The organism is Pseudomonas reactans (assembly GCF_013387025.1).
Classification (GTDB): Bacteria; Pseudomonadota; Gammaproteobacteria; order Pseudomonadales; family Pseudomonadaceae; genus Aquipseudomonas; species Aquipseudomonas reactans.
This window is the reverse complement of record NZ_JACAQP010000028.1, coordinates 49,076-73,860: the sequence shown is the minus strand read 5'-3', so window position 1 is coordinate 73,860 and position 24,785 is coordinate 49,076. Positions and strand designations below refer to the sequence as shown.

20 protein-coding genes are annotated in these 24,785 nt (G+C 59.3%); 16 read left to right on the top strand and 4 right to left on the bottom strand.

Annotation, left to right across the window (positions count from 1 at the left end):
- Positions 1-6: 6 nt before the first annotated feature.
- From HX793_RS23170 to HX793_RS23125, 10 genes are read left to right on the top strand one after another with little or no spacing between them, the layout of a single operon-like run.
- On the top strand, positions 7-2,439 hold the full coding sequence (locus HX793_RS23170) for an AAA family ATPase (protein ID WP_177053120.1): 2,433 nt from the start codon (positions 7-9) through the stop codon (positions 2,437-2,439).
- Positions 2,436-3,968 (top strand): sigma-54 interaction domain-containing protein, encoded by a 1,533-nt coding sequence (locus tag HX793_RS23165; protein WP_177053121.1) that lies wholly within the window; start codon positions 2,436-2,438, stop codon positions 3,966-3,968. The genes HX793_RS23170 and HX793_RS23165 overlap by 4 nt, the downstream gene beginning before the upstream one ends.
- A gap of 41 nt (positions 3,969-4,009) precedes the next feature.
- Positions 4,010-4,141 (top strand): hypothetical protein, encoded by a 132-nt coding sequence (locus HX793_RS23160; RefSeq protein ID WP_016980208.1) that lies wholly within the window; start codon positions 4,010-4,012, stop codon positions 4,139-4,141.
- Positions 4,142-4,157: 16 nt separating this feature from the next.
- Complete coding sequence (gene tagH, locus HX793_RS23155; protein WP_177096614.1) at positions 4,158-5,330, top strand: type VI secretion system-associated FHA domain protein TagH; 1,173 nt, start codon at positions 4,158-4,160, stop codon at positions 5,328-5,330.
- 5 nt (positions 5,331-5,335) lie between these two features.
- Positions 5,336-5,821, top strand: coding sequence for a type VI secretion system lipoprotein TssJ (gene tssJ, locus HX793_RS23150; protein WP_177053123.1), 486 nt, complete (start codon positions 5,336-5,338; stop codon positions 5,819-5,821).
- Between the two features lies 1 nt (position 5,822).
- A complete protein-coding gene (gene tssK / locus HX793_RS23145; RefSeq protein WP_177096581.1) occupies positions 5,823-7,151 on the top strand; it encodes a type VI secretion system baseplate subunit TssK in 1,329 nt (442 codons plus the stop codon).
- Positions 7,152-7,156: 5 nt separating this feature from the next.
- Positions 7,157-8,011, top strand: a complete 855-nt coding sequence (gene icmH, locus HX793_RS23140; RefSeq protein WP_177096583.1) for a type IVB secretion system protein IcmH/DotU — start codon at positions 7,157-7,159, stop codon at positions 8,009-8,011.
- Between the two features lie 15 nt (positions 8,012-8,026).
- Positions 8,027-11,365, top strand: coding sequence for a type VI secretion system membrane subunit TssM (gene tssM, locus HX793_RS23135; RefSeq protein WP_177096585.1), 3,339 nt, complete (start codon positions 8,027-8,029; stop codon positions 11,363-11,365).
- Positions 11,332-12,075, top strand: coding sequence for a PP2C family protein-serine/threonine phosphatase (locus HX793_RS23130; protein ID WP_218178752.1), 744 nt, complete (start codon positions 11,332-11,334; stop codon positions 12,073-12,075). Before tssM ends, HX793_RS23130 begins: the two co-directional genes overlap by 34 nt.
- Positions 12,072-12,917 (top strand): serine/threonine-protein kinase, encoded by an 846-nt coding sequence (locus HX793_RS23125; protein ID WP_177053128.1) that lies wholly within the window; start codon positions 12,072-12,074, stop codon positions 12,915-12,917. Before HX793_RS23130 ends, HX793_RS23125 begins: the two co-directional genes overlap by 4 nt.
- 4 nt (positions 12,918-12,921) lie before the next feature.
- Here the strand turns inward: HX793_RS23125 and HX793_RS23120 are convergent, their stop codons facing one another.
- Entirely contained in the window at positions 12,922-13,251 is a 330-nt protein-coding gene (locus HX793_RS23120; RefSeq protein WP_177053129.1) for a DUF6388 family protein, read from the bottom strand.
- Between the two features lie 277 nt (positions 13,252-13,528).
- Here HX793_RS23120 and HX793_RS23115 point away from each other — a divergent pair, with 277 nt between their 5' ends.
- Positions 13,529-15,604, top strand: coding sequence for an EAL domain-containing protein (locus tag HX793_RS23115; protein WP_177060718.1), 2,076 nt, complete (start codon positions 13,529-13,531; stop codon positions 15,602-15,604).
- Here HX793_RS23115 and HX793_RS23110 read toward each other — a convergent pair.
- The 3 genes from HX793_RS23110 to HX793_RS23100 are packed head-to-tail and all read right to left on the bottom strand — an operon-like array spanning position 15,601 to position 18,875.
- Positions 15,601-16,434 carry a metal-dependent hydrolase gene (locus tag HX793_RS23110; protein ID WP_177096587.1) on the bottom strand — a complete coding sequence of 278 codons (834 nt, stop codon included), beginning with the start codon at positions 16,432-16,434 and terminating at the stop codon, positions 15,601-15,603. The two genes, HX793_RS23115 and HX793_RS23110, sit on opposite strands and share 4 nt — an antisense overlap.
- Positions 16,435-16,449: 15 nt before the next feature.
- Positions 16,450-17,340, bottom strand: coding sequence for an SDR family NAD(P)-dependent oxidoreductase (locus HX793_RS23105; protein ID WP_177053131.1), 891 nt, complete (start codon positions 17,338-17,340; stop codon positions 16,450-16,452).
- The gene (locus tag HX793_RS23100) at positions 17,337-18,875 is read right to left on the bottom strand and encodes a flavin-containing monooxygenase (protein WP_177053132.1); all 1,539 of its coding nucleotides are present in this window, start codon (positions 18,873-18,875) and stop codon (positions 17,337-17,339) included. The genes HX793_RS23105 and HX793_RS23100 overlap by 4 nt, the downstream gene beginning before the upstream one ends.
- Positions 18,876-19,141: 266 nt before the next feature.
- Between HX793_RS23100 and HX793_RS23095 the strand changes: the two genes are divergently transcribed.
- The 5 genes from HX793_RS23095 (at position 19,142) to HX793_RS23075 (ending at position 24,553) form a co-directional block, all read left to right on the top strand.
- Positions 19,142-20,140: an alpha/beta fold hydrolase gene (locus HX793_RS23095; RefSeq protein ID WP_177053133.1), complete on the top strand. Its 999-nt coding sequence runs from the start codon at positions 19,142-19,144 to the stop codon at positions 20,138-20,140.
- Between the two features lie 294 nt (positions 20,141-20,434).
- Complete coding sequence (locus HX793_RS23090) at positions 20,435-21,715, top strand: alkane 1-monooxygenase (protein ID WP_177053134.1); 1,281 nt, start codon at positions 20,435-20,437, stop codon at positions 21,713-21,715.
- Positions 21,716-21,848: 133 nt separating this feature from the next.
- Entirely contained in the window at positions 21,849-22,343 is a 495-nt protein-coding gene (gene praA, locus HX793_RS23085; RefSeq protein WP_016980194.1) for an alkane oxidation protein activator PraA, read from the top strand.
- A gap of 132 nt (positions 22,344-22,475) precedes the next feature.
- Positions 22,476-22,985, top strand: coding sequence for an alkane oxidation protein activator PraB (gene praB, locus HX793_RS23080; protein ID WP_095016522.1), 510 nt, complete (start codon positions 22,476-22,478; stop codon positions 22,983-22,985).
- 122 nt (positions 22,986-23,107) lie between these two features.
- Positions 23,108-24,553, top strand: coding sequence for an outer membrane protein transport protein (locus tag HX793_RS23075; protein WP_016980192.1), 1,446 nt, complete (start codon positions 23,108-23,110; stop codon positions 24,551-24,553).
- Positions 24,554-24,785 lie beyond the last annotated feature (232 nt).

Genomic DNA, 24,785 nt, shown 5'->3' with positions numbered 1-24,785 from the left:
ATCATTATGATAAATGTTGATCTGCAACAACTTATCCAGACATTGACCACCCAGGCCCGCCAAGATTTGGCGCGCGCTGCTGAGCGTTGCGTAACACGCGGCGGCAGGGAAGTGCTGGTGGAAGATTTGTTGCTCGCCCTGCTGGAGCATCATGACGGCCTTCTGGTACGGGCAATGGCAGATGCAGGCATTGAGGTCGGTACGTTGCAAGCCGTACTGCAACCCAAGGGGGAGGCGAGTGCATCGCGCAACCCGGTGTTTGCCCATGCGTTGGTGCAATGGCTGCAGCAGGCATCGATGGTTGCCCATCTGGAGCTGCGCCAGACTGAAGTCGATCATGGTGCCCTGTTGCTGGCCCTGTTGCGTCACCCGATGCACCATGCGGGGAGTGCGTATCAGGCTTTTTTGAAGCGTTTGGATTCGCAGCGTGTACTTGGCTTCGTGTTGAGCCAAGCGCCTGGCAATGGTCCTGCGCTGTCGGCTGAGTCATTGCTGGAGCGCTTCACTCACGACCTGACGCGCCAGGCACTTGAAGGCCGTATCGATCCGGTGTTGTGCCGCGATGCTGAGATCGCCCAACTGATCGATATCCTCATGCGCCGGCGTAAAAACAACCCAATCCTTGTAGGCGAAGCCGGGGTGGGCAAGACGGCCGTTGTCGAGGGGCTCGCGCTGCGCGTTGCCACCGCGCAGGTGCCTGGAGCGCTGAAGGATGTACGGGTGCTGACGCTGGATATGGGCCTGCTCCAGGCCGGTGCCAGCATCAAGGGAGAATTCGAGCGGCGCCTCAAGGGTGTGATCGACGAAGTCAATGCATCGGCCAATCCGGTGATCCTGTTCATCGATGAGGCACATACGTTGGTCGGTGCAGGCGCTCAGGCGGGTGGGTCCGATGCGGCGAATCTGCTCAAACCGGCCTTGGCCCGTGGCGACTTGCGCACCATCGCTGCCACCACTTGGTCGGAATATAAGAAATACTTCGAAAAAGATCCGGCATTGGCGCGGCGCTTCCAGCCTGTAACGGTCGGCGAACCCAGTGTCGAACAGGCGGTTTCGATCCTGCGTGGACTGGCTTCGGTGTATGAGCGTAGCCATGGTGTTTACGTGCGGGACGATGCGGTGGTTGCGGCGGCGCAAATGAGTGCCCGTTACCTGCCTGGGCGCCAGTTGCCCGACAAGGCGGTGGATGTGTTGGACACCGCTTGCGCTCGCTTGCGTACCCGTAGGGAGATGGCGCCGGAGGCATTGCAACGCCTGTACGCGGCGCAGGCGGAAGGTGTGCGCCAGCATCAGGCAATAAGTCGTGACAGGGATGCAGGGATTCCCGTGGATGAGCAAACACTGCACGGGTTGAACCTTCGCATGGAGGAGATGGAAAGCGAACGTGAGCATCTGGAGCAGTGTTGGCCGGAACAACAAACATTGACGCAGCATGTATGCCCGCGCCTGGTGGCCGAGGTCATCAGTGGCTGGACCGGCATCCCGGTTGAACAGGTGGCATGTGAGCACAGTGCACGGATGCTGGGTTTCGCTGATGCTCTACGCACGCGCATTCTCGGCCAGGAACAAGCGGTGCAGGCCCTGGACCGCAATCTGCGCGCCGTTGCGGCCGGGCTCAATAAACCCGATGCTCCGGTCGGGGTGTTCCTGCTGGTCGGCCCAAGTGGCGTGGGCAAGACCGAGACGGCGTTGGCCCTGGGTGATCTGTTGTATGGCGGTGAGCGTTTTGTCACCACCCTCAATATGTCCGAATTCCAGGAAAAACACTCGCTGTCTCGTTTGATTGGCGCACCTCCCGGTTATGTCGGTTTCGGCGAGGGCGGCGTGCTGACCGAAGCCGTACGGAAACGCCCGTATTCGGTGGTGCTGCTTGATGAAGTCGAGAAGGCCGACCCGGAAGTATTGAACCTGTTCTATCAGATCTTCGACAAGGGCCTGGCCAATGACGGGGAAGGCCGGGAAATCGATTTTCGCAACACGCTGATCTTGATGACGTCCAACCTGGGCAGCGAGTGCATCGGTGAACTGTGCGCAGACGGTCAGCGACCTGACGTGCAAGTGCTGCAAGAGGCAATTCGTCCGCTGCTGCGTGACCACTTCAAACCTGCGTTACTGGCACGGATGCGGGTGCTGCCCTATTACCCGGTGACGGGTGGGATCCTGCATGACTTGGCAAGGCTCAAGCTGGAACGCCTGGGGCAGAGATTGAGCCTGCGCAAGCTGGCATTCAGCTATACGCCTGAGCTGGTTGCACACATGGTCGAGCGTTGCTCACACGGTGACAGTGGCGCTCGTTACATTGACCAGTGGATCGAGCTTCATTTGTTGCCGCAGGTAGTGGACCGGTTGCTGGAGGCGATGGCCCAAGACGAACCCCTGGGGCATGTACATGCGTACCTGGCGGGGAATGGGGCTCCTATCTGTGAGTTCAGCCAATGAGGGATAACCGGTCCAACCAGGAACCCCATTCGCTGGCTTATGCCGAAGCGCTGCTCGGCTGGTTCATTCGCCTGGGTGTCGAGGGTGACGAAGCCACGTTGCCTGGCCTGTGTGTTACGGCGGTGGCGCAGTTGAGCCAGTGCGAACTCAGTCAGTGGTATTGGCGTGATGAGTCCACTGGCCGGCTTGAGCTGCTTGCCCAGCACGTGTCCGGAGCGCTTTGCGCCGGAGATCCGGCCGGCACCCAGGACTTCCAGCATGAGCAGGTGCTGAACTATGTAGTCCGTCATCAAACGGCTCTTAGCCTGGAAGACCTCACGGGCAGCGTGTACGAATGCGGGTTTCTGCCCGTGCTGGCGACCTCCTGGGAGGCGTTGTCATGTGTGCCGTTGTTCAACCGCGACAAGGCTATCAACGGCGTGTTGCTGTTTGCTAGCCAACACCGGAAAAATTTGCAGGACTACTCACTCTCCTTGAGCCAACTGGGAAGTTTTGCCTTGATGCAGCGGATTCTGCTGAAGAGTCAACGTTCCACAGAAAGCACCGCCGTCCTGAGTGACTGCAAACCGGCCCCCCGTGCGGAATTTGGGCTGATCGGCAGCAGTACCGCCATGGATGAGACGTACCGCCTCATCGGTAAGGTCATGCAGACGCCTTACACCGTATTGCTGCGCGGCGAGACGGGGACCGGCAAAGAGGTGGTGGCGCGGGCTATCCATTCTGCAGGGCCGCGAAAAAGCAAAGCGTTCGTGGTGCAAAACTGTGCGGCGTTTCCCGAAGGGCTGCTGGAAAGTGAACTGTTCGGCTATCGCAAAGGGGCTTTCACGGGGGCTGAACGCAACCATGTCGGGCTGTTTGACGCCGCGCATGGAGGCACGCTGCTCTTGGACGAAATCGGCGATATGCCGCTGTCGCTGCAGGCCAAGTTACTGAGGGTTCTACAGGACGGCGAAGTTCGCCCGCTGGGCGCCACTGCGGCACACAAGGTTGATGTGCGAATCATCGCTGCGACGCATCGCGACCTCGCCGCGATGGTAGCCCAAGGCAGTTTTCGCGAAGACCTTTATTACAGGCTGGCGCAATTTCCCATCGAACTGCCGCCCTTGCGCGAGCGCGACGGTGATGTGTTGCTGTTGGCGCGGGAGTTTGGGCAGCAGGCCTCCATTGCACTTGGACGTGAATCGGTGTCGTGGTCCAGTGCGGCCCTCGATCAACTGTCGAGCTACGCCTTCCCCGGCAATGTACGTGAGCTCAAATGCCTGGTGGAGCGTGCGGTACTGCTCTGCGATGACGGGGTGATCTTGCCCGTCCATCTTTCCTTGCCTACGCCACCTGCCAATGAATCCGTCGATGTGACGTTGCGCCAACGTCTGGAGCGGGTGGAGCGAGTGTTCCTGATCGATTGTTTACACAAGAACCGTGGTAATCGCACCCGAACTGCACGTGAGCTGGGTGTCGCCCGCCGCACGCTGCTCTATCGCCTGGCGCGTCTGAAGATCCCCGAAGGCGAAGTCCGTGAAGAGTGTTGAGCGGGGACGTGTCGCCATCTGATTTTCATGGGAGATACCTGATGTTTTTTCATCCGTGGCAAGCGCTGGTGCTTGCACTGTGTTTGTTGAGTGGCTGTAACGCCAATTATGTCTTTGATGACGCCAACTACCGCCCGCTGGGTGATCCTCAGGCGATCCGTCGTGGGCAGTGAGCAGGAGAGTTCTGCCATGCAATTAGTGTTTGAAGTCTGCAGTGCCGTGAACAATGAACCGCCGACCCGTAAGACATTTGACGGTGTCGGCGGTGTGATCGGCCGGGGGGCGGGGTGTGACTGGATCCTCCCCGATGCCCATCGGCTGATCTCCAGTCATCACGCCTTGGTCAGTTATCGAGAAGGCCGCTACTTCCTGACGGATATCAGCAGCAACGGCATCGGTGTGTCCGGCAGCATGGAACGTCTGGACAAAGGGCAGGCGCGGCCGATCATGGAGGGTGAAGTGTATCAATTGGGTCGGCTGGAAATTCGTGCCCGCCTGGTGGCAAATGAACGGCGGTCGTTTGCTCAGAATGTCGTGATTCCAGACGATGCGTTCCTCGGGCTTGACCCTGTTGATGCGCTGGATCGCGAGCAGTTGCGTGTTAGCGCTTCGGCAGAATTGGACGCTCTCGATGCGTCAACGCAGGTATCTTGCCAGTCACCCATTCCGGGGCCTGTGGATCGTGACCATCTGATTGTGCCGACATGGGCTGGACCCGACAGGAAAGTACTACCTCCCGACCCCGTCATGGCCGCGCCTGCAGCCTCGCAAGCGTTCTGGCCTCAGTTCGCGCAAGCATTGGGCATGCAATTGGACACGCTTGATACCCCAGGTCGCGAAGCCCTTGCGATCAAGGTGGCAGGGCTGTTCAGGCATGCCATCGAAGGGCTGCAGCAAAGCCTGCGAACCCGCGATGAGTTGAACAGCGAGATCAGCGCTGCACTGACCCCGCCAGCGCTCAACATACGCAATCCGTTGAAAGCGTGTGCCGACAGCCAGGCCGCCATGGCGTCCCTGCTGGGCGCTGGTGAACCGGGCGAACTCAATGCCGAGCAAGCGGTCGCCCAGGTCTGTCGAGACCTGCAGGTTCATCAACTGGCCATGGTCGTGGCCAGTCGGGCCGCGGTGCGTGGTGCATTGGCAGCTTTTGCGCCGGAACACTTGTTGCTGTGTTTCGAGCGCGAGGGCAGGCCACCCAGGTTTTTTACCGAGGCGGTACATTGGCGGGCATACCGACGCCACTATCTACGCCTGGTTGACGAAGATTCTTTGGGCGATCAGTTGTTGCGCAATGACTTTTCCAATGCCTACAAGGAGCAGGTGCGCCTGGTTTCTACCCTGAATGCAGCGTGCCCAGGATGACGTTCATGTATCGAGTTGCTGCCCTATCAATGCTGTCAGCACTGTGCCTGTTGGCCGGATGTGGCAGCCTTTCACCTTTTTCGACCCTGACCAAACTGGACCTGACGTTGATCGCAGGTGACGAAGTAAACCCCGACCTTCACGGTCGCCCTTCACCCGTGGTGGTGCACCTGCTTGAACTGCGGCACCCCGTGGCCTTTGAAAACGCCGATTTTTTCAGCCTCTACGACCGCGCCGAGCAGACCCTCTCCAGGGATTGGGTCCGCAGCGAGGAGTTGGCATTGCGTCCTGGTGAACAGCTGGAACTCAAACTCAGTGTAGAGCCCCATAGCCGCTACGTCGGTGTGCTGGCGGCCTATCGCGACTTGCCTCATGTGCAATGGAGGCTGGTGCTGCCGGTGGCTCCCGGGCAATTGACCCGTGCCGGCGTTGTGCTGGATCAGACGGGGCTGCGGATGGCAACCCCTCAGACTGACAGGACGGAGGATTGAGATGCAGGTCCATAACGTTATCTGGCAAGAGGGCATGCTGTTGCGTCCCCAGCACTTGCAACACAATGACCGTTACTTCCATCGACAGCTCAACCGAACAAGGTTGCTGAGCAGTGATGCGTGGGGGTTCCTGACCTTGGACGTCGATATGCAGTATCTCAATCTAGGCAAGGTTGTTGTCAACCAGGCCAGCGGGGTATTGCCTGACGGCAGTTTGTTCGAGTTGAGCGGCGCAATGGAACCTTTGGTGTTGCAGGTACCTGCCAATGCGGGCAGGCAAGCTGTTTACCTGGCGTTGCCGCTGGCGACGGAGAATCAGGTTGAAGTGCGCAGGAAGGAGCAAAGCGATGTGCTGGCACGTTACGTCTCCTGTGAAACGGAGATCGGCGACGCCAACGCCGGCGTCGACTCTCGTTGCCAGATCAACTGCGCACGCCCGGACTTGCGCCTGATGCTGGGCGAGGGGCCCAGTGATGCGTTCTACGTGAAACTGCAGGTCGCCCAGGTGCAGGATTCGACTCGCGACGGCGGCGTAGACCTGGATGCGGATTTTGTACCGACGTTCATCTATCTCCAGGGCTCCGGTTATGTGGCGTCATGCGTCAAAGAGGTGATTAGCCTGCTGGCGACACGTGGCGATGCGATTGCAGCGCGAGTCCAGGGAGCGGGTGCCTCGACAGGCGCACAGGTCGGTGATTTCCTGATGCTGCAACTGATCAATCGTGCCGAGTTGATCCTGCGTCACTATCTGGCGCAGGCTCAAGTGCGTCCGGAGTTGCTGTACCGGGAGTTGCTCGCGATCCTCGGTGAACTGTCGACGTTTGCCAACGACAACAAACGCGCGCAACTTGCCGTGCACTACAGGCATGGCGATCAGGGCGCGAGCTTTCGAGGGCTGATGGAGGGGCTTCGCACCGCGTTGTCTTCGGTGCTGGAGCAACATGCCATCGAACTGGTGTTGCAACAGCGGCAATACGGAGTGCTGGTTTGCCCGGTCAGCGATCTCAAGTTGCTGGGTACCGCCACCTTCATTTTGGCCGCCACCGCCCAATGTGAGTCGGAGGAGCTTCGCCATCGTTTGCCGGCGCATCTCAAGATAGGCCCCGTTGAACGCATCCGCGAGCTGGTGAATCTGCACCTGGCCGGTATCAAGGTCCAGCCGCTGCCGGTCGCTCCGCGGCAGATTCCGTACCACGCCGCCAAGACCTATTTCATGCTCGAACTCAGTCCCCGTGACATCGCACAGTTGGAGCAGTCGGGTGGTTTTGCCTTCCACGCCAGCGGCGAGTTCGCCGAGCTGGAACTCAACTTCTGGGCTATCAGGAACTGAACACCATGACGATGGACAGTGAATACCCGCAGGATGAAAAAACCATATTGCTTGACCGTGACGGGCACGGCCCGGCACAGGGGGCCGTCACGGATTTCCCGTCGCCACCACGTTTCGAACAGTTGGAAGACCGCATGATCTACACCGCCAACCTGCCGGGGCAGCGTTTCAATATGGGCCCCAACGTGCTATTGGCAGCGGCCTGGGAACTTCTGTCACAGGTTGCCCAGCTCAGGGCCAGCCCGGCTCGGGAAAGCTTGCAGGCGCTCAATGATCAGCTTTCATCAGGCATCAGCGCATTTGAAACCCATGCCTTGCACGTTGGGGCAGAGAATAGCCAGGTGATGTCGGCGCGCTATGTGCTGTGCAGTGTCATCGACGAGGCGGTAGTCACTACGCCGTGGGGCAGTTGCAGCGATTGGTCGAAGAGGAGCCTGTTGAGCCGTTTTCACAACGAAACCTTTGGTGGTGAAAAGTTTTTCCAGTTGCTGGAGCGTTTATCCCGTGATCCCGTCAAGCACGTTGCCATGCTTGAGCTTATGTACCTGTGTCTGTCGTTGGGGTTCGAAGGTAAATACCGCGTCATGGAGCGGGGAAGGGAGCAACTGGAAACGATTCAGGATGCTGTTTTTCGCCAGGTCAGGCATGTGCGAGGTGATCGGGTGCCGCTATCCATTTCCCCGAAGAGGGGGAAAGCCCCTCGGATACGTATTGTCTCCGCCCTGTTGGCTACTGCCTGTGTGCTGGCGTGTTTGCTTGTGATGTATTCAGGGTTTGCCTGGGTGCTGAGCCAGGAGCGCGAGGCCGCGCTGCAACCTCTTCAATCTTTGGTGTCAGGACTGTCTCGGACACACTCGTAACGCTGGGAGCAATGGATGAACACATTCTTCAAAGGAGTGGGTAGGGTGCTGCGCAAAAGTTGGGTATGGAGCTTGCTGCTGGTGCTGTCCAGTGCGCTGCTGGTGTGGTTTTTCGGGCCATTGCTGGCGGTGGATGACTACCGTTTCTGGCAAAGTCCAACGTCTCGTTTGCTGACCATCAGCGGGTTGCTGTTGCTGTGGGGGCTGGCGATGGTCGTGGCGGGTGCACGTCGCACCGCTCGGTTGAATCAGCCGCAAGAGCATGCGCGTCATCAGCGCAAGGCATTGATCGACGATGAAATACGCCAGGTGCGGGAGCGCTTCAAAGAAGCGCTGCAGACGTTGAAAAGCTCACGACGCTACGGTGTACACAGTGAGCGTTGGCGCGACGAGTTGCCCTGGTATCTGGTGATTGGCGAGCAAGGCAGTGGCAAGACCAGCCTGCTGGCGGCCAGTGGCTCGCTGTCTCCACTCGACCGCCCTGACGCGGCCCCGAAGGGGGCGATGTCTGGCTGTGATTGGTATTTTGCCGAAGAAGCGGTACTGGTCGAGGCCGCGGGTCGTTACTTGGGCCAGCCGGACCCTTCGGTGGATGCAGCGGGATGGGCGACTCTGCTCGATCTGCTCAAGTGGCGGCGCAGGACGCGGCCACTCAATGGCGTAGTCGTCACGTTGTCGGTCGACACACTTTCAAGCAGCAATGAGCACGACCTGGAGCGTCATGCCCGCGATGTGCGTACGCGCTTGCAGGACCTCCAGCAGACGCTGCAGGTGGATGTGCCGGTGTACCTGGTGTTGACCCAGTCTGATCGGCTGGCCGGTTTTGCCGAGTTTTTTGATGCTCAGCAGGGCGATGGCATAGAACAGGTTCTGGGAGGGGGCCTGGTTACGGACCGCGCCCAGGCGAAGGACGTGTTCGAGAACCTGTTGCAACGCCTGGGTGGAGAACTGATTCCGCGCTTGCAGCAAGAGCGAAATACCGAGTGTCGAGGACGCATGCTTGACTTTCCGCGGCAGGTCGCACGCATCGGTGACAGCCTGTGCCTGTTTATCGAAGCGGCGTTTTCTGTCAGTCGTAATCAGCCTGTCAATGCCCTGCGAGGTTTTTACCTGACCTGTGCGAAAACCGTTGATGTACGTTCTCATTTTGTCCAAGGGTTGTTTAAACGAGTGATTTTTGCCGAGGCCAACCTGGCCAGGCTACTTACCCCGGAGCGGCAGCGTATACGTCGACGCCATGGGTTGATGGTGCTGGCAGCAACTGTGGTCATCGGGACGGCGGGGGCAGTGTGGGCGCACAGCTACTCGTTCAACCATATGCGCCTATCGCAACTAATGGGGCTGATCAACAACACCCAGCCCGCCACATCGCGAGGGGTGGACGAGCATCCTGCCTTGCTGACGCTGCTGGACAGTCGCCTGGCGGCAACCAAAGTGTTCTCGCCGCAGGCCGAGGCACGGTGGATAGAGCGGGCCGGCCTGTATCAAGGGGCGCTGATTATTGCGCCGCTGACCGCAGCTTATGAGCACACCTTGCAGCAGCAGTTTCTGCCCTACGTGACCGCCCTGCTCGAAGGGCGGGTGCGAGGCAGCCTGGGTGACCGCGAACAACTGCTGGATAGCTTGCGTGCCTATCTGATGCTCAACCTGCAAGGGCGGCGTGATAAGGGCTGGCTGGTGGAGCATATGTCTGGCCAGTGGTCGGGAGACGCTTCGGCGAACACGCGCCTGAATGAGCACTTTGCGCGGCTCCTAGAACAGCCGTTTCTGGCACCGTTGAATGAAGAGTTGGTGACCCAGGCTCGCTTGGAATTACGCGGTGAGTCGCTGGCGGAGGTGGTCTACAGGGCGCTACGGGAGCAAGCGCGGAGCCTGGAGCCCTATCATTTGGCCGAAGGTCCGGCGTTTTCCAGGGGCGAGCCGCCTATACCTGGGTTTTATACCAGGAAATACCTGCAGTTATTCGAACAGCAGGGCGCTCAGATGGTCAATGCCGTTGCTCAGGACAATTGGGTCCTTGGAGAGGGGGCGGACCTGCGCGCCGCGGATCTACGCAGGCTGATGCTGGAGCTGGAACAGCGCTATTTCAGTGAATACGCCGATGCATGGAGCGACGCACTCGGTCGGATCAGACTGCGGGAAAGTGGCAGCCTGCAACACGGCGCGGAGCAACTCGCAAGCCTTACGTCGGCCCAATCGGCCTTGGTGCAGCTATTGCAGCAGGTGCGCGAAAATACTCGATTTGTGTCGGTCTCCGATCGCCTTGAAACGGCAGTCCAGCCAGTCGGCGAGCTGGGCGCGGCGACGTCCAGGGGGCTGAGCAGAGCGGTGCTGCCTGATAATGCCCGGCGTGCCTTGCAACGCCGTTTCGAGCCCTTGCACCAATTGCTGGACGAACAGCAAAACCCAGGGAGCGAGTTGACGCAGGCATTGCGCCTGCTGGATGAACTGCAGTTGCAGTTGTCGACAGTGAGCCGGGACAGTTCGCCGGAGCAGGCAGCGTTCAAAATGGCCAGGCAACGAATGGATGGACAGCAGCCCCTGCTGGGCAACCTACGTGATACGGCGGCTCGCTTTCCGCAGCCGCTCAAAGGGTGGTTCGAAGGCATTGCCGACCAAAGCTGGCGCCAGTTGCTCGATGACGCTTACGGGTTTGTGAATCAGCACTATCAAAACGAAGTCTACGGGTTCTATGCGAAAGCCATTCAGCGCCGTTACCCCTTCGATGCGCATGCGGGCAGTGACGTTGCCCTGGCGGACTTCCAGGCGTTTTTCAAGCCACGGGGCGCCATGGCGCGCTTTTATGAGAGTTACCTGCGGCCGTTCGTCATCGTTGAGGGCAACCGCTATCGCCTGCGGGGGATGGAGGGGCGCAGCCTGCCGATGTCGCGCTCTTTGCTGGAACAACTGACCAAGGCTCAGATCATTCGCCAAGGTTTTTTTACCGAGGATCAGGGGGATTGGGCCGTACGGTTCACGCTGGCGCCCTACAGCCTTGACCAGGCGGTCAGTCGGGCGACGTTGCGGGTGGGTGATCAGCAGTTGGAATACCGCCATGGCCCGATCATGCCGATGACGTTCCGTTGGCCAAGCGAGGCGCAGAATGGTCGCAGCAGCCTGGTACTGGAGCGCGTCGCCGAACGGCCAATGGGTATTGAGAAAGACAGTGGCGCCTGGTCTATGTTCCGATTTTTCGACCTGATGCAAAGCGAGCCCGCGAGCGGCAGGAATGCGCAGGTGCTCAAGGCTGACCTGGCTGGCCTACGGGCCAATTACCTGCTGACCAGTCAACGCGACCCAAGCCCGTTCCATATGGCGACATGGCGCAGCTTCCGCCTGCCGGAGCAATTGTGAGCGGTGCGCAGCCATGGCGCAGTGCCGGGCGCACGGCGCAAGGCAAGAGCCGTGCACGCAACGAGGATGCCTTTCTCGATTGCCCGCAACGTGGCTGTTGGGCGGTGGCGGATGGTATGGGCGGGCATCATGCCGGGAATGTGGCCAGCCAATGGGTGGTCCGCAGCCTTGCCGCACTGCCAGGCCAAGGCGATTTTGACCAACGGATCGAGGCTGTTCGGCGATGCTTGCGTGGCCTCGACAGTCAGTTACAACCCGCTGATGGCGTAGCGGGCATCATGGGCAGTACGGTGGTGGTGCTATTGCTGGAGTACCACCGCGCCGCCTGTGTCTGGGCCGGGGATAGCCGATGCTACCTGTGGCGAGGGCAGCGGCTGTATCAACTGTCGCGGGACCATTCCCTGCAGCAGCAACTGATCGACACGCAACAGTTGAGCCCGGACCTGGCCCAGGCTCATCCTGGCGCAAGAGCATTGACCCGCGCGGTGGGTGCAAGGCAGCCATTGAGCCTTGAGATACTGGAGCTGCGCGTCCAGCCCGGTGATGTGTTTTTGTTGTGCAGCGACGGACTGTACCAGGGGCTCAGTCACCAGGAATTGGGGAGTGCCATGAGCGCGGGCACGCCACGGCAGGTGGTGGATCGGTTGTTCAGTGGCGTGCTGCAGGGGCCGGCGCGGGATGACCTCACCGCCGTAGTGATCCAGCCATGAGCGCGGCGACAGGCCTGCCGAAAGTGCTGGCGGGGCGCTATCAGCTTGAGCGAATCCTCGGTGCCGGGGGCATGGGTGTGGTTTATCGCGCGCGGGACTTGCTGCATGAAGCGTTCGGCGAGCCAGACTGTCGCGTGGCGCTGAAATTGTTAGGCGAGACCCTATCCGCGGCCACCGACGCGCATGTACTGCTCTACAGCGAGTTCGCCCTGACCCGAAGCCTGCGACATGACCATGTGGTGCGTGCATTTTCTTTCGAGGTAGACACGGCACACCAAGTGGCGTTCTTCACCATGGAACTGATGCCCGGCCTGACGCTCGACCGCGTACTCCCGGAATCTCCGCAGGGATTGCCATGGCAAGCGTTGCAGCCCATGGCCCTGCAACTGCTGGAGGCACTGGCCTATACCCATCGGCAAGGTGTCCTGCATGGCGATGTGAAACCGGCGAATATCATGGTGGGGGAGCAGGGGGTACGCCTGTTCGATTTTGGCTTGGGTCACGCACAAGCCCAGGCAGAGGCTGGATTACCCGTTTTGAGCCGCAATCGGCTGAATGCCTGGACTCCCGCCTATGCAGCGCCGGAGCTGATGGCAGGCGGGTTGCCGTCGGCGAGCGCGGACTTGTATGGGGCGGCCCGAGTGCTCTACGAAATGGCTGAGGGACGCCGGCCCGTAGAGCGTCAACGCAATCAACGATTGCCGCGGCCCAGGCAACTGCCCAGGCAGTACTGGCCTTTGTTATGTTCAGCACTGGCCATGGACCCAGAGCAGCGAACCGTCGATGTTGCCGAGCTGTACGAGGGGTTGGCAGCCCGTCGGTGCCTATGGTTCATGGGCTGATGCGTCAACCGGCCAAATCATGCATCTGACGGTACTCTTCCCAGCTCAATCCCGCCATCTGCGCCACTTCCTTGTGTACTTCAAGGCGTTGGGTTTCAAACGCTTCGGGGGACTCGGCGGTCAGTTTCAGGGTCAACTCCCAGGCAAACAGGCCCAGGCGTTCGGCCTCGGCTTCGAAGGCCTCGTGCAGCCGTTCGGCGCGGTAGTGCGCCAGGGTTTCACCCTTGGCTTGTGCGGCCAGCGGGTTCAGGGTATCGAGTTCTGCAGCGACATCGGGGTGTTCGTTGAGGAACCTGTTCAATGCCAACTGGTGGTTATCGCCGGGTGGTGACAAGGGCTTACTCCATTCGATGGCCGGGCTTTGGATTATGGCGGTGAGTAAAAACAATAGCAGGTAGGTCCTCAGTGCCGAAGCAGATTCAGTCAGTGGTCTACGTAAGAAAATTCAATTATTTTAGAAAATCTAGGGAATTACCTGTCATCCATTACGGAAAAAACATCAGGGTGAATGGCAAAAGGCTTTCGCTCACTGTGCCAGCACGTGTAGCGTTAACTCTGTGTTTCCGGCCCTGCCTTCCAGGGACAGTGGGTGATGGGCAGAGGGATGGGTCATGGCGCAAACGCTGTTCAAGCTTTTCTTCACCCAACGCCTGGCTGCCTTGGCCAGCACTGAGTCTCTTCGAGCGATTCGCGAAGGTTTGTTGTGGATCCTGCCATGCCTGTTGGTGTCGGCAGGCTTCCTGATCCTGTCTGAATGCGCACGGGTGCTGGGTTTCGATGCGCAAGTGGTAGCGTTCCTCGCCGGCTTGCATAACCAGATCAGCTCCGTGATCCCGCTGCTGGTCGCTGCGTCCATCGGTTACATGCTGGCAATCCAGCATCGTCTGCCACAACTGCCGGTAGCGTTCTTGTGCCTGGCCCATGTGGTGGTGGCGACGTTTATCCTGCGTGAATATCCCCGGGCTTCGGCCACCTTCGTCCTGTTTATAGCGATTGCCTCGCCGTTGTTGAATGTGCCGGCAATTGCCTGGCTGCACCGTTACCGCTGGACTCGGTTGGTCAATGAAGACTTGGTAGGCCACAACCTGCGGGGCACCATCAATATGGTGGTACCGGGCGCCATCACCGCGCTGTTGTTGGTGGTGGTGTTGTCTTTGCTGCTGCAGATCCCTTATGTGGCGCAGCTTCAAGGGCCCCAAGTGCTCCATGCCCTGGAATCGCCCTACGGCAGCGGCCTGTTTGTGACCCTGATGAATTCGCTGCTGTGGTTCTTCGGCATCCACGGTGTGTATGCGATGCAGCCGCTGTTCGATGTATTGGACCAGGCTGTGGTGCTGAACAATGCGGCGTCGGCGGCGGGCGAGCCGATCAAATACATGCTGAACAGCGGCTTGTTGGGCAGCTTCGCGTTTATCGGCGGTTCGGGCGGAGCCTTATGCCTGTTGCTGGCGATCCTGCTGTTCTCCAAGAGCCAGTCCATGCGCTTGTTGGCGATGGCGAGCCTGCCGCTGTCACTGTTCAACGTCAGTGAAGTGCTGTTGTTCGGTTTGCCGATCATCCTTAATCCGCGCTTGTTCATTCCCTTTCTGGTCGTGCCCGCGTTGAATGCCATGGTGGCGTTGACAGTGGTGCAGATGGGCTGGGTCTCGCCGGCGGTGGTCAGCGTTCCGTTCACCGCGCCGGTGTTGCTCAATGCCTACTTGAGCACGCATGGCGACCTCGCGGCAGTGGCGCTGCAGCTCGGGCTTCTGGGCCTGGGCACCCTGGTGTATGCGCCGTACGTGCGTGCCATTCATCGCCAGGCCGCTGAAGGCGGTACGGTCTACCTCAAGTCCCTGGACATGACCTTCCGTGGTCTTGAAGAAAAGGGCCGGCTGCGTGAACTGGACTCGGTGCTCGCGTCCCACAAGACCCTGGCGCGTCAGGCCAATGAACTGAGCCGCATCCAGCAAATCAGCGACTACGAGTTCTACCTCGAATTCCAACCACAAGTCTCGACCCGCACCGGCCTGTGCACCGGCTGCGAAGCCCTCATGCGTGCCCGAGATGCCCAGGGCAAGGTGCATTCGCCGTGGGAGTTCCTGCAATGGTTGGCCCAGGCGCGGTTGATGCCCGACGTGGATGTGTGGGTAGCGTCCCAAGCGGTGCGCCAATACCAGAAGTGGCAGAAGCTCGGCTTTGCCCTGCCGATGACCATCAATATTTCCAGCGCGACCCTGACCGACGCTGCCTACGGAGAGCGCCTGGTAGAAATCCTGGCCCAGGCCCACGGGCAAGTCTCCGTGGAAATCACTGAAGATGCATTGGTCAACGATATCCAGGTTACGCGCCAGACCATCCAGAAGCTGCAAGCCATCGGCGCCAAGGTCTATATCGACGACTTTGGCACCGGGTTTTCGGCCTTGAGTTACCTGCATCAGTTTCCGGTGGATTTCATCAAGATTGACCGCAGTTTCGTGGTGGCCCAGCACGACCCCAAAGGTGCCCAGGTCATGACTGGCATGCTGCGCTTCTGTGAGGCGCTGAACCTGGGGGTGGTGGTGGAAGGCGTGGAGACGGCCGAGCAGTTGGCCTTCCTGAACACCGGCGCCGAATTGATCATCCAAGGCTGGTATTTCAGCAAGGCACTGCCAGGGGACAAGTTGGAAGGCTTTGTGCGTGAGCGCGCCGCGTTGGCGCAAGCCTAATACCCGCGCTGGGTCCGCTCGATGTCGTCGACCAGCGTGTCAATCCCGGCCAGGCGGGCACGGTTGTCGTGGTCCCAGGGATGAAATCCGGGTTTGAAGTAATGCAGCCACGGCACCAGCATTCGTGGGAAAACGCCCTTGGGCCCATACAGAAACTTCAGCATTCGCCAGAAGCCTTTCAAGTGCCCGCCGGACGTGCGGTCGGCGATCAGCAGGCGCAAATGGAAGTCGAGCACCACCAGCCAGAAAAACACCGTAGTGGTGAGCATGGTTGCGGTGCGTAGCAGATAGCGCTTAGGCCCGGGCTTGATCACGGTGTTCCAGACATCGAAAGCCACGGCCTTGTGTTCGGTTTCCTCCAGAGCGTGCCAGTACCACATTTGTTGATAGCCCTTGAGTGACTCGCCGAAGCGGGACGGGTCACTCAGCAGGATCTCGGCCAGCATCGCTGTGTAGTGTTCAAGGGCAATGGTCACGGCCAGGTTGAAGGACGCGGGCAGGTGTTTTTTCTGCAGGTCGAGGATGAATTTCAGCCGGCGGTCCAGGGTATGCGCGGGCAAACCGGCGGCTTGCAGCAGATCGTTGTAGGCCACGTGCTCGCGGCTGTGCATGGCTTCCTGGCCGATAAAACCCTGGATCTCTTTCTTCAGTGCAGGGTCATCGATGCGTTGACGGTAGTGGCGCACGCTGTCCATGAAAAACAGTTCGCCCTGGGGGAACAGCAGCGACAGGGCATTGAAGAAGTGCGTGATGAACGGCCCCTGTTCATGCCAGTCCTTGATGCGCTCGGCGGGCAGGGCGAAACGGATGTCACGGCGGATCGGCAACATAATGCGTGCTCCTGTTCAGAGACGGGGCTCGTCGTTGGTTTCAAACACCGGCGTGCGTGGCTTGGGCGCCATGCGTTTGCTGGCGAACACCACCAGGGCTTGATAGGCCGCCGGCAGGCAGCGGGCGAGCAGGTCGAGGCAATACGCGTCGCGGCCGATCAGCACGCGACGTTTGTTTTTGCGTACGCCGTGCAGGATCACCTTGGCGGCCTGGTCGGCGTCGGTGATAAACAGTTTTTCGAAGTCGGCGCGGGCCTGTTGTTCGCTGTGGATCAGGAACCCGGTCATGTTGGCGTCGATACGGCTGCTGCGGCAGATATCGGTGCGAATGCCGCCAGGGTGCACGCAGGTGGCTGACACGCCGCAACGCTGCATATCCAGTTCCTGGCGCAGGGATTCGGTAAAGCCGCGCACGGCAAACTTGGTGGCGTTGTAGCCGCTCATGCCCGGTTGGGCAAACAGGCCGAACACGCTGGAGGTGTTGACGATATGGCCATCGCCTGAGGCTTTCAGGTACGGCAGAAATGCCTTGGTGCCGTGGACCACCCCCCAGAAGTTGATGCCGACGATCCATTCCAGGTCGACGTAGTCCACGCCCTCCACCGTGCTCGACAGGGCCACCCCGGCGTTGTTGAAGACCAGGTTGACCTGGCCGTGATCGGCTGCGCAGCGTGCAGCCCAGCTCTCCATGGCCGTGCGATCGGACACATCCAGCACCTGCGTAGTGATCAACACAGGTGCCAGGGTTGACGTCTTGATCAATGCCAACGTCTGTTCCAGCCCTTGGCTGTTTTTGTCCGCCAGCGCAAGGTGGCAACCCTCTCGCGCCAAGGCCAACGCCAGGGCGCGTCCCATGCCGGAGGCGGCGCCGGTAATGGCCGCCACGCGGCCGTTGAATGACTTCATGACAAGCTCCCTTCGGCAGTGGAATGGGGCGTAGGTACAGGATGGTTGGGCGCATTGACCGGCATCAGACGGGTCACATAGTCCTTGAGCGCAAACTGGCGGGTGACGCGTTTGAAGCGCCAGGTCGAGCCCGGCCACAACGTGGTGTTCTTGCCCGTGCGTGGGTCCAGGTACCAGCTTTGGCATCCGCCGGTGTTCCAGATGGTGCGCTTGAGCTTGGCTTGCAGTTGTTGGTTGTAGGCGCCCTCCACGTTGGGTTTGACGTCTACGCTGGCGATGCGATGCCGCTGCATTTGCTCAAGCGCGTCGAGGATGTAGGTCACCTGGGCTTCGATCATCAGGATCATCGAGTTATGCCCCAGGCCGGTGTTGGGCCCGACGATCAGGAACAGGTTGGGATAGCCGGGTACTGTGGTGCCCTTGTAGGCATGTGCGCCGTCTTGCCAGGTGTCCATCAGGTCTACGCCGCCGCGCCCAATGATGCAGTCGCGGGGCAGGGGATCGGTGGCCTGGAAGCCGGTGCCGAAGATCAGGCAGTCGGCCGGGTGCTTGATACCGTCGGCGGTGATCACCCCGTCGGCTTCGATGCGCAATACATTGTCGGTGACCACCTCGACATTGCTGCGCGACAGTGCGGGGTAGTAGTCATTGGAGATCAGCACGCGTTTGCAGCCGATGGTGTAGTCCGGGGTCAGGGTCTTGCGCAGGGAAGGGCGCGCTACCTGTTTGTGCAGGTGGCGCAGGGCGATTTTCTGCACCATTTTCATCAGCCTTGGGTGCAGGGCAAAGCCGACCACACGGCCTTCCAGCGCCCAGTAAAAGGCGCCACGCACCAGCCGTTGGGTGAAGGGCAGGCGCTTGAACAGCCAGCGTTCGGCAGGCGAGATCTCCCGGTCGGGCTTGGGCATGATCCAGGGTGGAGTGCGTTGGAACAGGTCCAGATGAGCGACCTGCGGCGCAATCTGCGGCACGAACTGGATGGCACTGGCGCCGGTGCCGATCACCGCCACGCGCTTGCCCTTCAAGGAATAGTCGTGGTCCCACTGCTGGGAGTGGAAGCGCTTGCCCTTGAAACTGTCGAGCCCCGCAATAGCCGGTAGCGCCGGGCGCGACAAACCGCCCATGCCCGACACCAGCACCCGTGCGCTGACCTGGCGACCATTGCTGAAGCGCAATTGCCAGCGCTGGTGCTGCTCATCGAATACCGCCCGTTCAAGGCCCATGCCGAACCGCAAGTAGGGCGCCAGCTCGAAACGCGTGGCGCATTGCTCCAGGTAAGCGCGGATCTCTGCTTGCGGCGCGAACTGCCGAGTCCAGTCCGGGTTGGGCGCGAAGGAAAACGAATACACATGGGACTGCACATCGCAGGCGCAGCCAGGGTAGTGGTTGTCACGCCAGGTGCCGCCAAGGGTGTTGGCCTGTTCGGCGACAAAGAAGTCGGTGAACCCGGCTTCCTTGAGTTTGATCGCCATGCACAGGCCGGCAAAGCCGGAGCCGATGATGGCGATGTCGATTGAGTCGCTCAGGGCATTCATAAGCATTCCTTCATGGGCATCGGGTGTGCTCCTTTTCTTGTTGTGTCTTTTAGATAGAACACCATTGCAAAGAAAAATTGAATTACTTATTTTAAAAAAGATTTTAAATAATCTACCTGAAAATATCGCCTACGCTAGTCCCAGGTTCCTCATGTGCGACTTGTCCGACGGATAGCCGCGACGTTCAGGTCCGTGGTTTGGGCGATAGCTGAGGCTCGATCAATTCCGGTCGGGTCGACAGCAGCAGGGAAGCAGAGGACCGAGCTATGGCTGTTGAATGGGTTATCGCTGCGGCTGTTTTCATAGGCGCGAGCGCCGTTTTATGGGGGTTCAGCGGGTGGATGACACGACGCATTGAAGCCGCCGTTCCGAACAACGGGCGCTTTGTGGAGGTGGAGGGCGAGCGCTTTCATTATTACGAAGAGGGCAAGGGCCCACCGCTGGTGATGATTCACGGGCTGATGGGCAGCAGTCGCAACCTGACGTATGCGCTGTCCGGGCAATTGCGTGAACACTTCCGAGTGATCACACTCGACCGTCCTGGGTCGGGTTACTCCACGCGTCATAAAGGCACCGCTGCGGACCTGCCGGCCCAGGCGCGGCAAGTGGCAGCCTTTATCAACATCCTGGGCCTGGATAGGCCCCTGGTGTTGGGGCATTCCCTAGGCGGTGCGATTTCCCTGGCGCTGGCCCTTGACCATCCCCACGCAGTGTCGGGGTTGGTGTTAGTGGCGCCGCTGACCCATCCGCAACCCACCTTGCCCCTGGTGTTCTGGTCACTGGCGGTACGGCCGGCTTGGCTGCGGCGCTGGGTATCTCACACGCTCACGGTGCCCATTGGCCTGTTGACACGCCGTGCGGTGGTCAAAGGCGTGTTTGTACCCGACAGCGCTCCTGACGATTTCGCCACCCGTGGCGGCGGACTGCTGGGGATGCGCCCCGACAACTTCTATGCCGCATCCAGCGAGATCGCCCTGGTCAACGACGACCTGCCGCACATGGTCAAGCGTTACCCACAACTGACGTTGCCCATCAGCCTGATCTACGGCGCGCAAGACAAGGTCCTGGACTTTCGCAAACACGGCCAGGCCCTGGCCGACAAGGTCCCAGGCCTGAAGCTGCAGGTGGTGGAGGGGTGCGGGCACATGTTGCCGATCACCGCCACCGCGCGGGTGGTGGAGGCGGTGCAACAGTTGGCCAAGCGTGCGCGGCCAGGGCAAACCGCCGCGATCCTGCATCCGCCGTTTGCCCTGGCAAGCAAATAATCGTGGCCCTCATTGCGGGTTGTACCGTCCGAAACGCTTGCCGTAGAGACCTGACCAAGCGGCTGAAAAAGAGACTGCCTGGTCACGTAAAAAAGGCCTCGAAAAAGTAGTTGACGACCTAACGATTCCGCGCTATTTCTTTAAAAAAATATTTCAATGTTTAATTTGAAATGATTTTTGAAATGCCTAAGAGCGAATAAAAATGAAAAAAACGTCTTTTATCGCATGGTTGATTTCTCGGAGCATTCAACGCTCCCTGAACCTGCTGTCTTCTGCCCCGCAACGGTGGCTGCCATGAATCAGACTTTGGCAGCTCCTGGCACCTGGACCGACGGCAAGCGTCACCTGTGGTGGTTGGGCATCATGCCCCTGGCCACGCCTTTGCTGTCTGGTGCACTGGCCATCACCACCGGTATCCAGCAACTCTGGTGGGTCGGCGTGCTGGTGATCTTCGGCCTGATCCCGCTGATCGATGGCATGCTCGGTGAAGACGTGAGCAACCCGCCCGAATCCGCCGTCAGCCACCTTGAATCCCAAAGCTACTACCGCTGGATCGTCTACACCGGCGTGCTGTTTGTGATCTCGTCGGTGGTGATCACCGGTTGGCTTGCCGCCGGCGGTATCGAGTGGATCATCCAGGGTGGACTGTTACAGGCTGCCGCGAACCTGGAACCGTCCAGTTGGCTGTCCCGTGCGGCCAGCTACCTCACCGCGCGCATTCAACTGCATGGCGAGTTGAGCTGGTTCACTTACCTGGGCATGGCCATGTCGACCGGCGCCGCTACCGGCATCGCGATCAACACCGCCCATGAGCTGGGGCACAAACCCAACGCGCTCGAAGTGTTCCTGGCCAAGGTCACCCTGGCGCCGACGTTCTACGGGCACTTTTATACCGAGCACAACCGCGGCCATCACGTACGTGTCGCCACGCCGGAAGATCCAGCCAGTTCGCGACTGGGGGAGAGCTTCTGGGCTTTCCTGCCACGCTCGGTCTGGTTCAGCGCCCGCTCGGCGTGGAACCTGGAGCGCGAACGCCTGCGCAAGCTCGGCCTGCCTGCCTGGCACTGGCAAAACGGTGTGCTCAGCGCCTGGATGTACAGCGTAGTGTTGTGGGGCGCGATGATCGCCTGGCTGGGGTGGGCGGTGGTGCCGTTCCTGATCATTCAGGGCATCTACGGGTTTTCGTTGCTGGAAGTTGTGAACTACGTCGAACACTACGGCCTTAAACGTCAGAAGTTGCCCAATGGCCGTTACGAGCGTTGTTCGCCACGGCATTCATGGAACAGTAACCGCATTGTGACCAATATCTTTCTGTTCCAGTTGCAACGGCACTCCGATCACCATGCCAACCCCACCCGTAGTTATCAGTCGTTGCGTCATTTTGATGAGTCGCCGCAACTTCCCTATGGTTACGCGAGCATGATTGTCTGGGCGTATGTGCCGTACTTGTGGCGGCGGCGAATGGATCACCGAGTGTTGAACCATTATGCCGGGGATATCACCCTGACCAATCTTCAGCCCTCACAACGGTTGAAGTACCTGGAGAAGTACAGCAACAGCGCCAAACCGTTTTAAGTTCAAGTAACACGTTGTTTGCGTACTCGGGGCCTGCGTGCCGCGCAGGCCTCTATCGCCCGGGATTTTCCAGATCGGTTGCCAGAAAGTTGTTTGACCCGAACAAAAATAATTAAAGGGAAGGACGTACACCATGCAAGCACCTGCCAAATTCACCACACATATCGTATTGGCTGCACTGGGGCTGATCGCCTATCACCAGGCCCAGGCAGCGCGCATCGAACCCGCCGGCAGTGCGTTTACCGCCCAGGGCCCCATCAGTTTTTCCAAAGGCGCGTTGATCAGTGCCGACTGCACTATCAAGGTGGCCGGCAAAGTGGCGGCTGATGGTTCATCGGTCAATGTCGATAAAGTCGAATTCGATGGCGGCCTCAAGTGCAGCCGGGTGGAAGCCATCAACTTGCCGTGGATCCTGGTCGCCAAGGATACCAAAAGCGGTTCTATGTCGAAGATCAGTGTGGATGTGCACGCGTTTGGTCTGGGCGGCAAGTGTGGGCCCTCAACGGCCGACGGCACCTGGGATAACGCCACGGGTAAGTTGGAAGCCGCCAACGTCCCGATTGGCGAAGACTGCAAGATCAAGACGGTGTCGATCAAAATGCCGCCGAACTTCAAAGTTGTTGAATAAGCGTTAGATGTTGTTTCGGTAATTGAATTGAGATTTGGCTGGAAAGGGAAGTTCTGCAGTTTCACCGTGACCTCTCGATCATGGCCATTACCCCTGGCGAAATGAATTCGCCATAACATGTGAGGAAAAACAATGAAAAGCTTGAAAACTCTCGTGTCGTTGACTGCTTTGACTGTTTGCATGGGTGCTGCTTCCATGGTGAATGCCGCTACCATTTCTCCTCCTGGCGCGGGTTTCACCACGCCCGCAGGTGCTATCACGGTTACATCGCCTGCGTCGTTCGGTGCGCCCGTGGCTTGCACCATCGTCTTTACCGGCAGCGTGGCTGCGAGTGGTGCCAACGCGTCGATCACCGGTGCCACTGTGAGCGGCTCCAACCCACTTTGCGGTGTGCCAGTGTTGCTGGGTTTGCCATGGACCTTGACCGCCTCCACCGCCACCGGGCCTGACACCTTTGCAGGCACTGTATCGGGCGTGAACTTCAAGATCGTCAGCAACTGCGCAAGCGCTCCCGCCACCATCAATGTGGTCTACAACAACAGCACTCACACCATCACTGTTCCATCGGCACAAACCGTCGGCAGTTGCAAAATCACTGCGCTGACCGCGACGCCAACCCCAACGCTCACTGTCAACCCTTGATAGGCGTGCGCTTGACGTGATGATCACACGTTGAAACGCAAGTGCCCTGCAAAGGGCACTTGTTAAGGCAAGCCAAGGCGGTGATTCCGGCTGTGGTGGATAAAAATAATAAGGAGTGGAGCATGAATAATAAGAAACAACAGGCCCAGGCGTTACTTGGCCTGGCGTTGTTGAGCGGGTTTATGGTCGCAGCCGGGCCCGTTCAGGCTGGCGGGTACTCGACTCCTACATTTGGCGCGCAAGGCTGGGGCCGTGCGTTTGGCGGTGGTTCACTGTTCAAGAATGACCCTTCTTCAGCCTACAACAACCCGGCCGCCATGGCGTTCATTGACCAAACCATCGCGCAGCAGAACGTTATCTATGCGCGTATCAATATCAAGTTCAAGGGAAATGCCTATGACTACAAAGGCGACCCGACGTCCTCCGGGGTCATGGACGAATTCGGCGGTGTGACCTCCACGCCGCGTGAAGGCAATGGGGGTGAAGCGGGCTTTACGGCTTGGTTACCCACCGGCTTCCTGGTGATACCCATCAACGACCGTTTCAGTTTTGGCTTGAGTCAGGTCGTTCCGCAGGGCATGAAGTCCACTTGGGATCAGGATTGGAAAGGCCGTGACTTTGCCGTTGACACCAAAATTGAAACCGTAGGGTTGACCGGCTCGCTGTCGTTCAAGGTCAATGACCAGTTTTCTATCGGTGCAGGTGCCATTGTTCAGCACAGCACAGGGTTCGTGAGCCAGAACGTCGACCTGTATGCGGCGGCGGCGGTCTCGCCGGGGCTGGGTGGTTTCGGCATCCCGTTCCCATCAGGGGTAGGGCAGTCGCTGATGCGCGTCAAGGTCGATAACACCTCGGTGGGCTGGTTCGCCGGCCTGGCGTGGAAACCCACTGAGAAAGACACGCTGGGTTTCAACTACCACGCCAAGATCAAGAACAAAATGGAAGGCAAATACAACATCTATGCTGATCCAGGCAGCAGGCTGCTGATGACCGATGCCGGAGGGGATGGCTTGACGCTGGTCGAGCGTGCTTACCCCGGCCTCAAACTGTTTCCGGACGGCGCGAACGCATCCACTCAGTTGGACATTCCGGCCACCGCCGCCATCGACTGGGTGCATGTGTTCAACGACCGATTCAGCCTCGGCGCCAGTATGCTGTGGACCCAATGGTCGTCATTCAAGGCGCTGACCCTGAAGTCCGATGGCAATACCATCGTATCGATTCCCTACAAGTACCGGGACGTCATGATGTATTCCCTGGGGGGCGACTATAAGCTTACCGACGACTTCACCCTGCGCGCCGGTGTTGCCTATGACCAGACCCCCACTCGCAATTCCACGCGTGACCCACGTATCCCCGACGGCGATCGTTACTTCGCTTCTCTTGGCTTTGGCTACGATATCAAGGCCATCCCCGGCTTGAGTATCGACGGTGCCTACTCACGGCAATTTGTCGAGCAGGTGAAGCTCAAAACCGTCAACGTCGACCGCCTGGGCGCCGCGCGCCTGGATGGCAAAGTCGACAGCAAAGGTGAGGTTGTCAGCCTGTCGGCCACTTACAAGTTCTAATGCATGGGGTGGTGGAGCAGTCAGTCAGCGCATCTTTCTGTTGCTCCGCGGGTTTACCGCATCGACGGGTCGCCCATGCGACCCGTTCCAATTCCAACGGCCCACTGAAATCTGGCTGACGGGTTCAGCGGCTATTTTTTTTGCCTGTAAATTAAATAAAAATTTAAAATAATATTTTAATTTGTGCTCCCGAGTTTGTAAGGTGGTTTTACGTCGCGGGTCATTCCGACCT

Bases quoted from the DNA above. Each gene is read 5' to 3' on its own strand.
- HX793_RS23110 (WP_177096587.1), bottom strand. From the start codon at position 16,434: ATGTTGCCGATCCGCCGTGACATCCGTTTCGCCCTGCCCGCCGAGCGC.
- HX793_RS23130 (WP_218178752.1), top strand. From the start codon at position 11,332: ATGGCGCAGCTTCCGCCTGCCGGAGCAATTGTGAGCGGTGCGCAGCCA.
- HX793_RS23090 (WP_177053134.1), top strand. From the start codon at position 20,435: ATGAATCAGACTTTGGCAGCTCCTGGCACCTGGACCGACGGCAAGCGT.
- tssK (WP_177096581.1), top strand. From the start codon at position 5,823: ATGCAGGTCCATAACGTTATCTGGCAAGAGGGCATGCTGTTGCGTCCC.
- praB (WP_095016522.1), top strand. From the start codon at position 22,476: ATGAAAAGCTTGAAAACTCTCGTGTCGTTGACTGCTTTGACTGTTTGC.
- HX793_RS23105 (WP_177053131.1), bottom strand. From the start codon at position 17,340: ATGAAGTCATTCAACGGCCGCGTGGCGGCCATTACCGGCGCCGCCTCC.
- praA (WP_016980194.1), top strand. From the start codon at position 21,849: ATGCAAGCACCTGCCAAATTCACCACACATATCGTATTGGCTGCACTG.
- tagH (WP_177096614.1), top strand. From the start codon at position 4,158: ATGCAATTAGTGTTTGAAGTCTGCAGTGCCGTGAACAATGAACCGCCG.
- tssM (WP_177096585.1), top strand. From the start codon at position 8,027: ATGAACACATTCTTCAAAGGAGTGGGTAGGGTGCTGCGCAAAAGTTGG.
- tssJ (WP_177053123.1), top strand. From the start codon at position 5,336: ATGTATCGAGTTGCTGCCCTATCAATGCTGTCAGCACTGTGCCTGTTG.
- HX793_RS23165 (WP_177053121.1), top strand. From the start codon at position 2,436: ATGAGGGATAACCGGTCCAACCAGGAACCCCATTCGCTGGCTTATGCC.
- icmH (WP_177096583.1), top strand. From the start codon at position 7,157: ATGACGATGGACAGTGAATACCCGCAGGATGAAAAAACCATATTGCTT.
- HX793_RS23095 (WP_177053133.1), top strand. From the start codon at position 19,142: ATGGCTGTTGAATGGGTTATCGCTGCGGCTGTTTTCATAGGCGCGAGC.
- HX793_RS23170 (WP_177053120.1), top strand. From the start codon at position 7: ATGATAAATGTTGATCTGCAACAACTTATCCAGACATTGACCACCCAG.
- HX793_RS23100 (WP_177053132.1), bottom strand. From the start codon at position 18,875: ATGAATGCCCTGAGCGACTCAATCGACATCGCCATCATCGGCTCCGGC.
- HX793_RS23125 (WP_177053128.1), top strand. From the start codon at position 12,072: ATGAGCGCGGCGACAGGCCTGCCGAAAGTGCTGGCGGGGCGCTATCAG.
- HX793_RS23115 (WP_177060718.1), top strand. From the start codon at position 13,529: ATGGCGCAAACGCTGTTCAAGCTTTTCTTCACCCAACGCCTGGCTGCC.
- HX793_RS23160 (WP_016980208.1), top strand. From the start codon at position 4,010: ATGTTTTTTCATCCGTGGCAAGCGCTGGTGCTTGCACTGTGTTTGTTG.
- HX793_RS23075 (WP_016980192.1), top strand. From the start codon at position 23,108: ATGAATAATAAGAAACAACAGGCCCAGGCGTTACTTGGCCTGGCGTTG.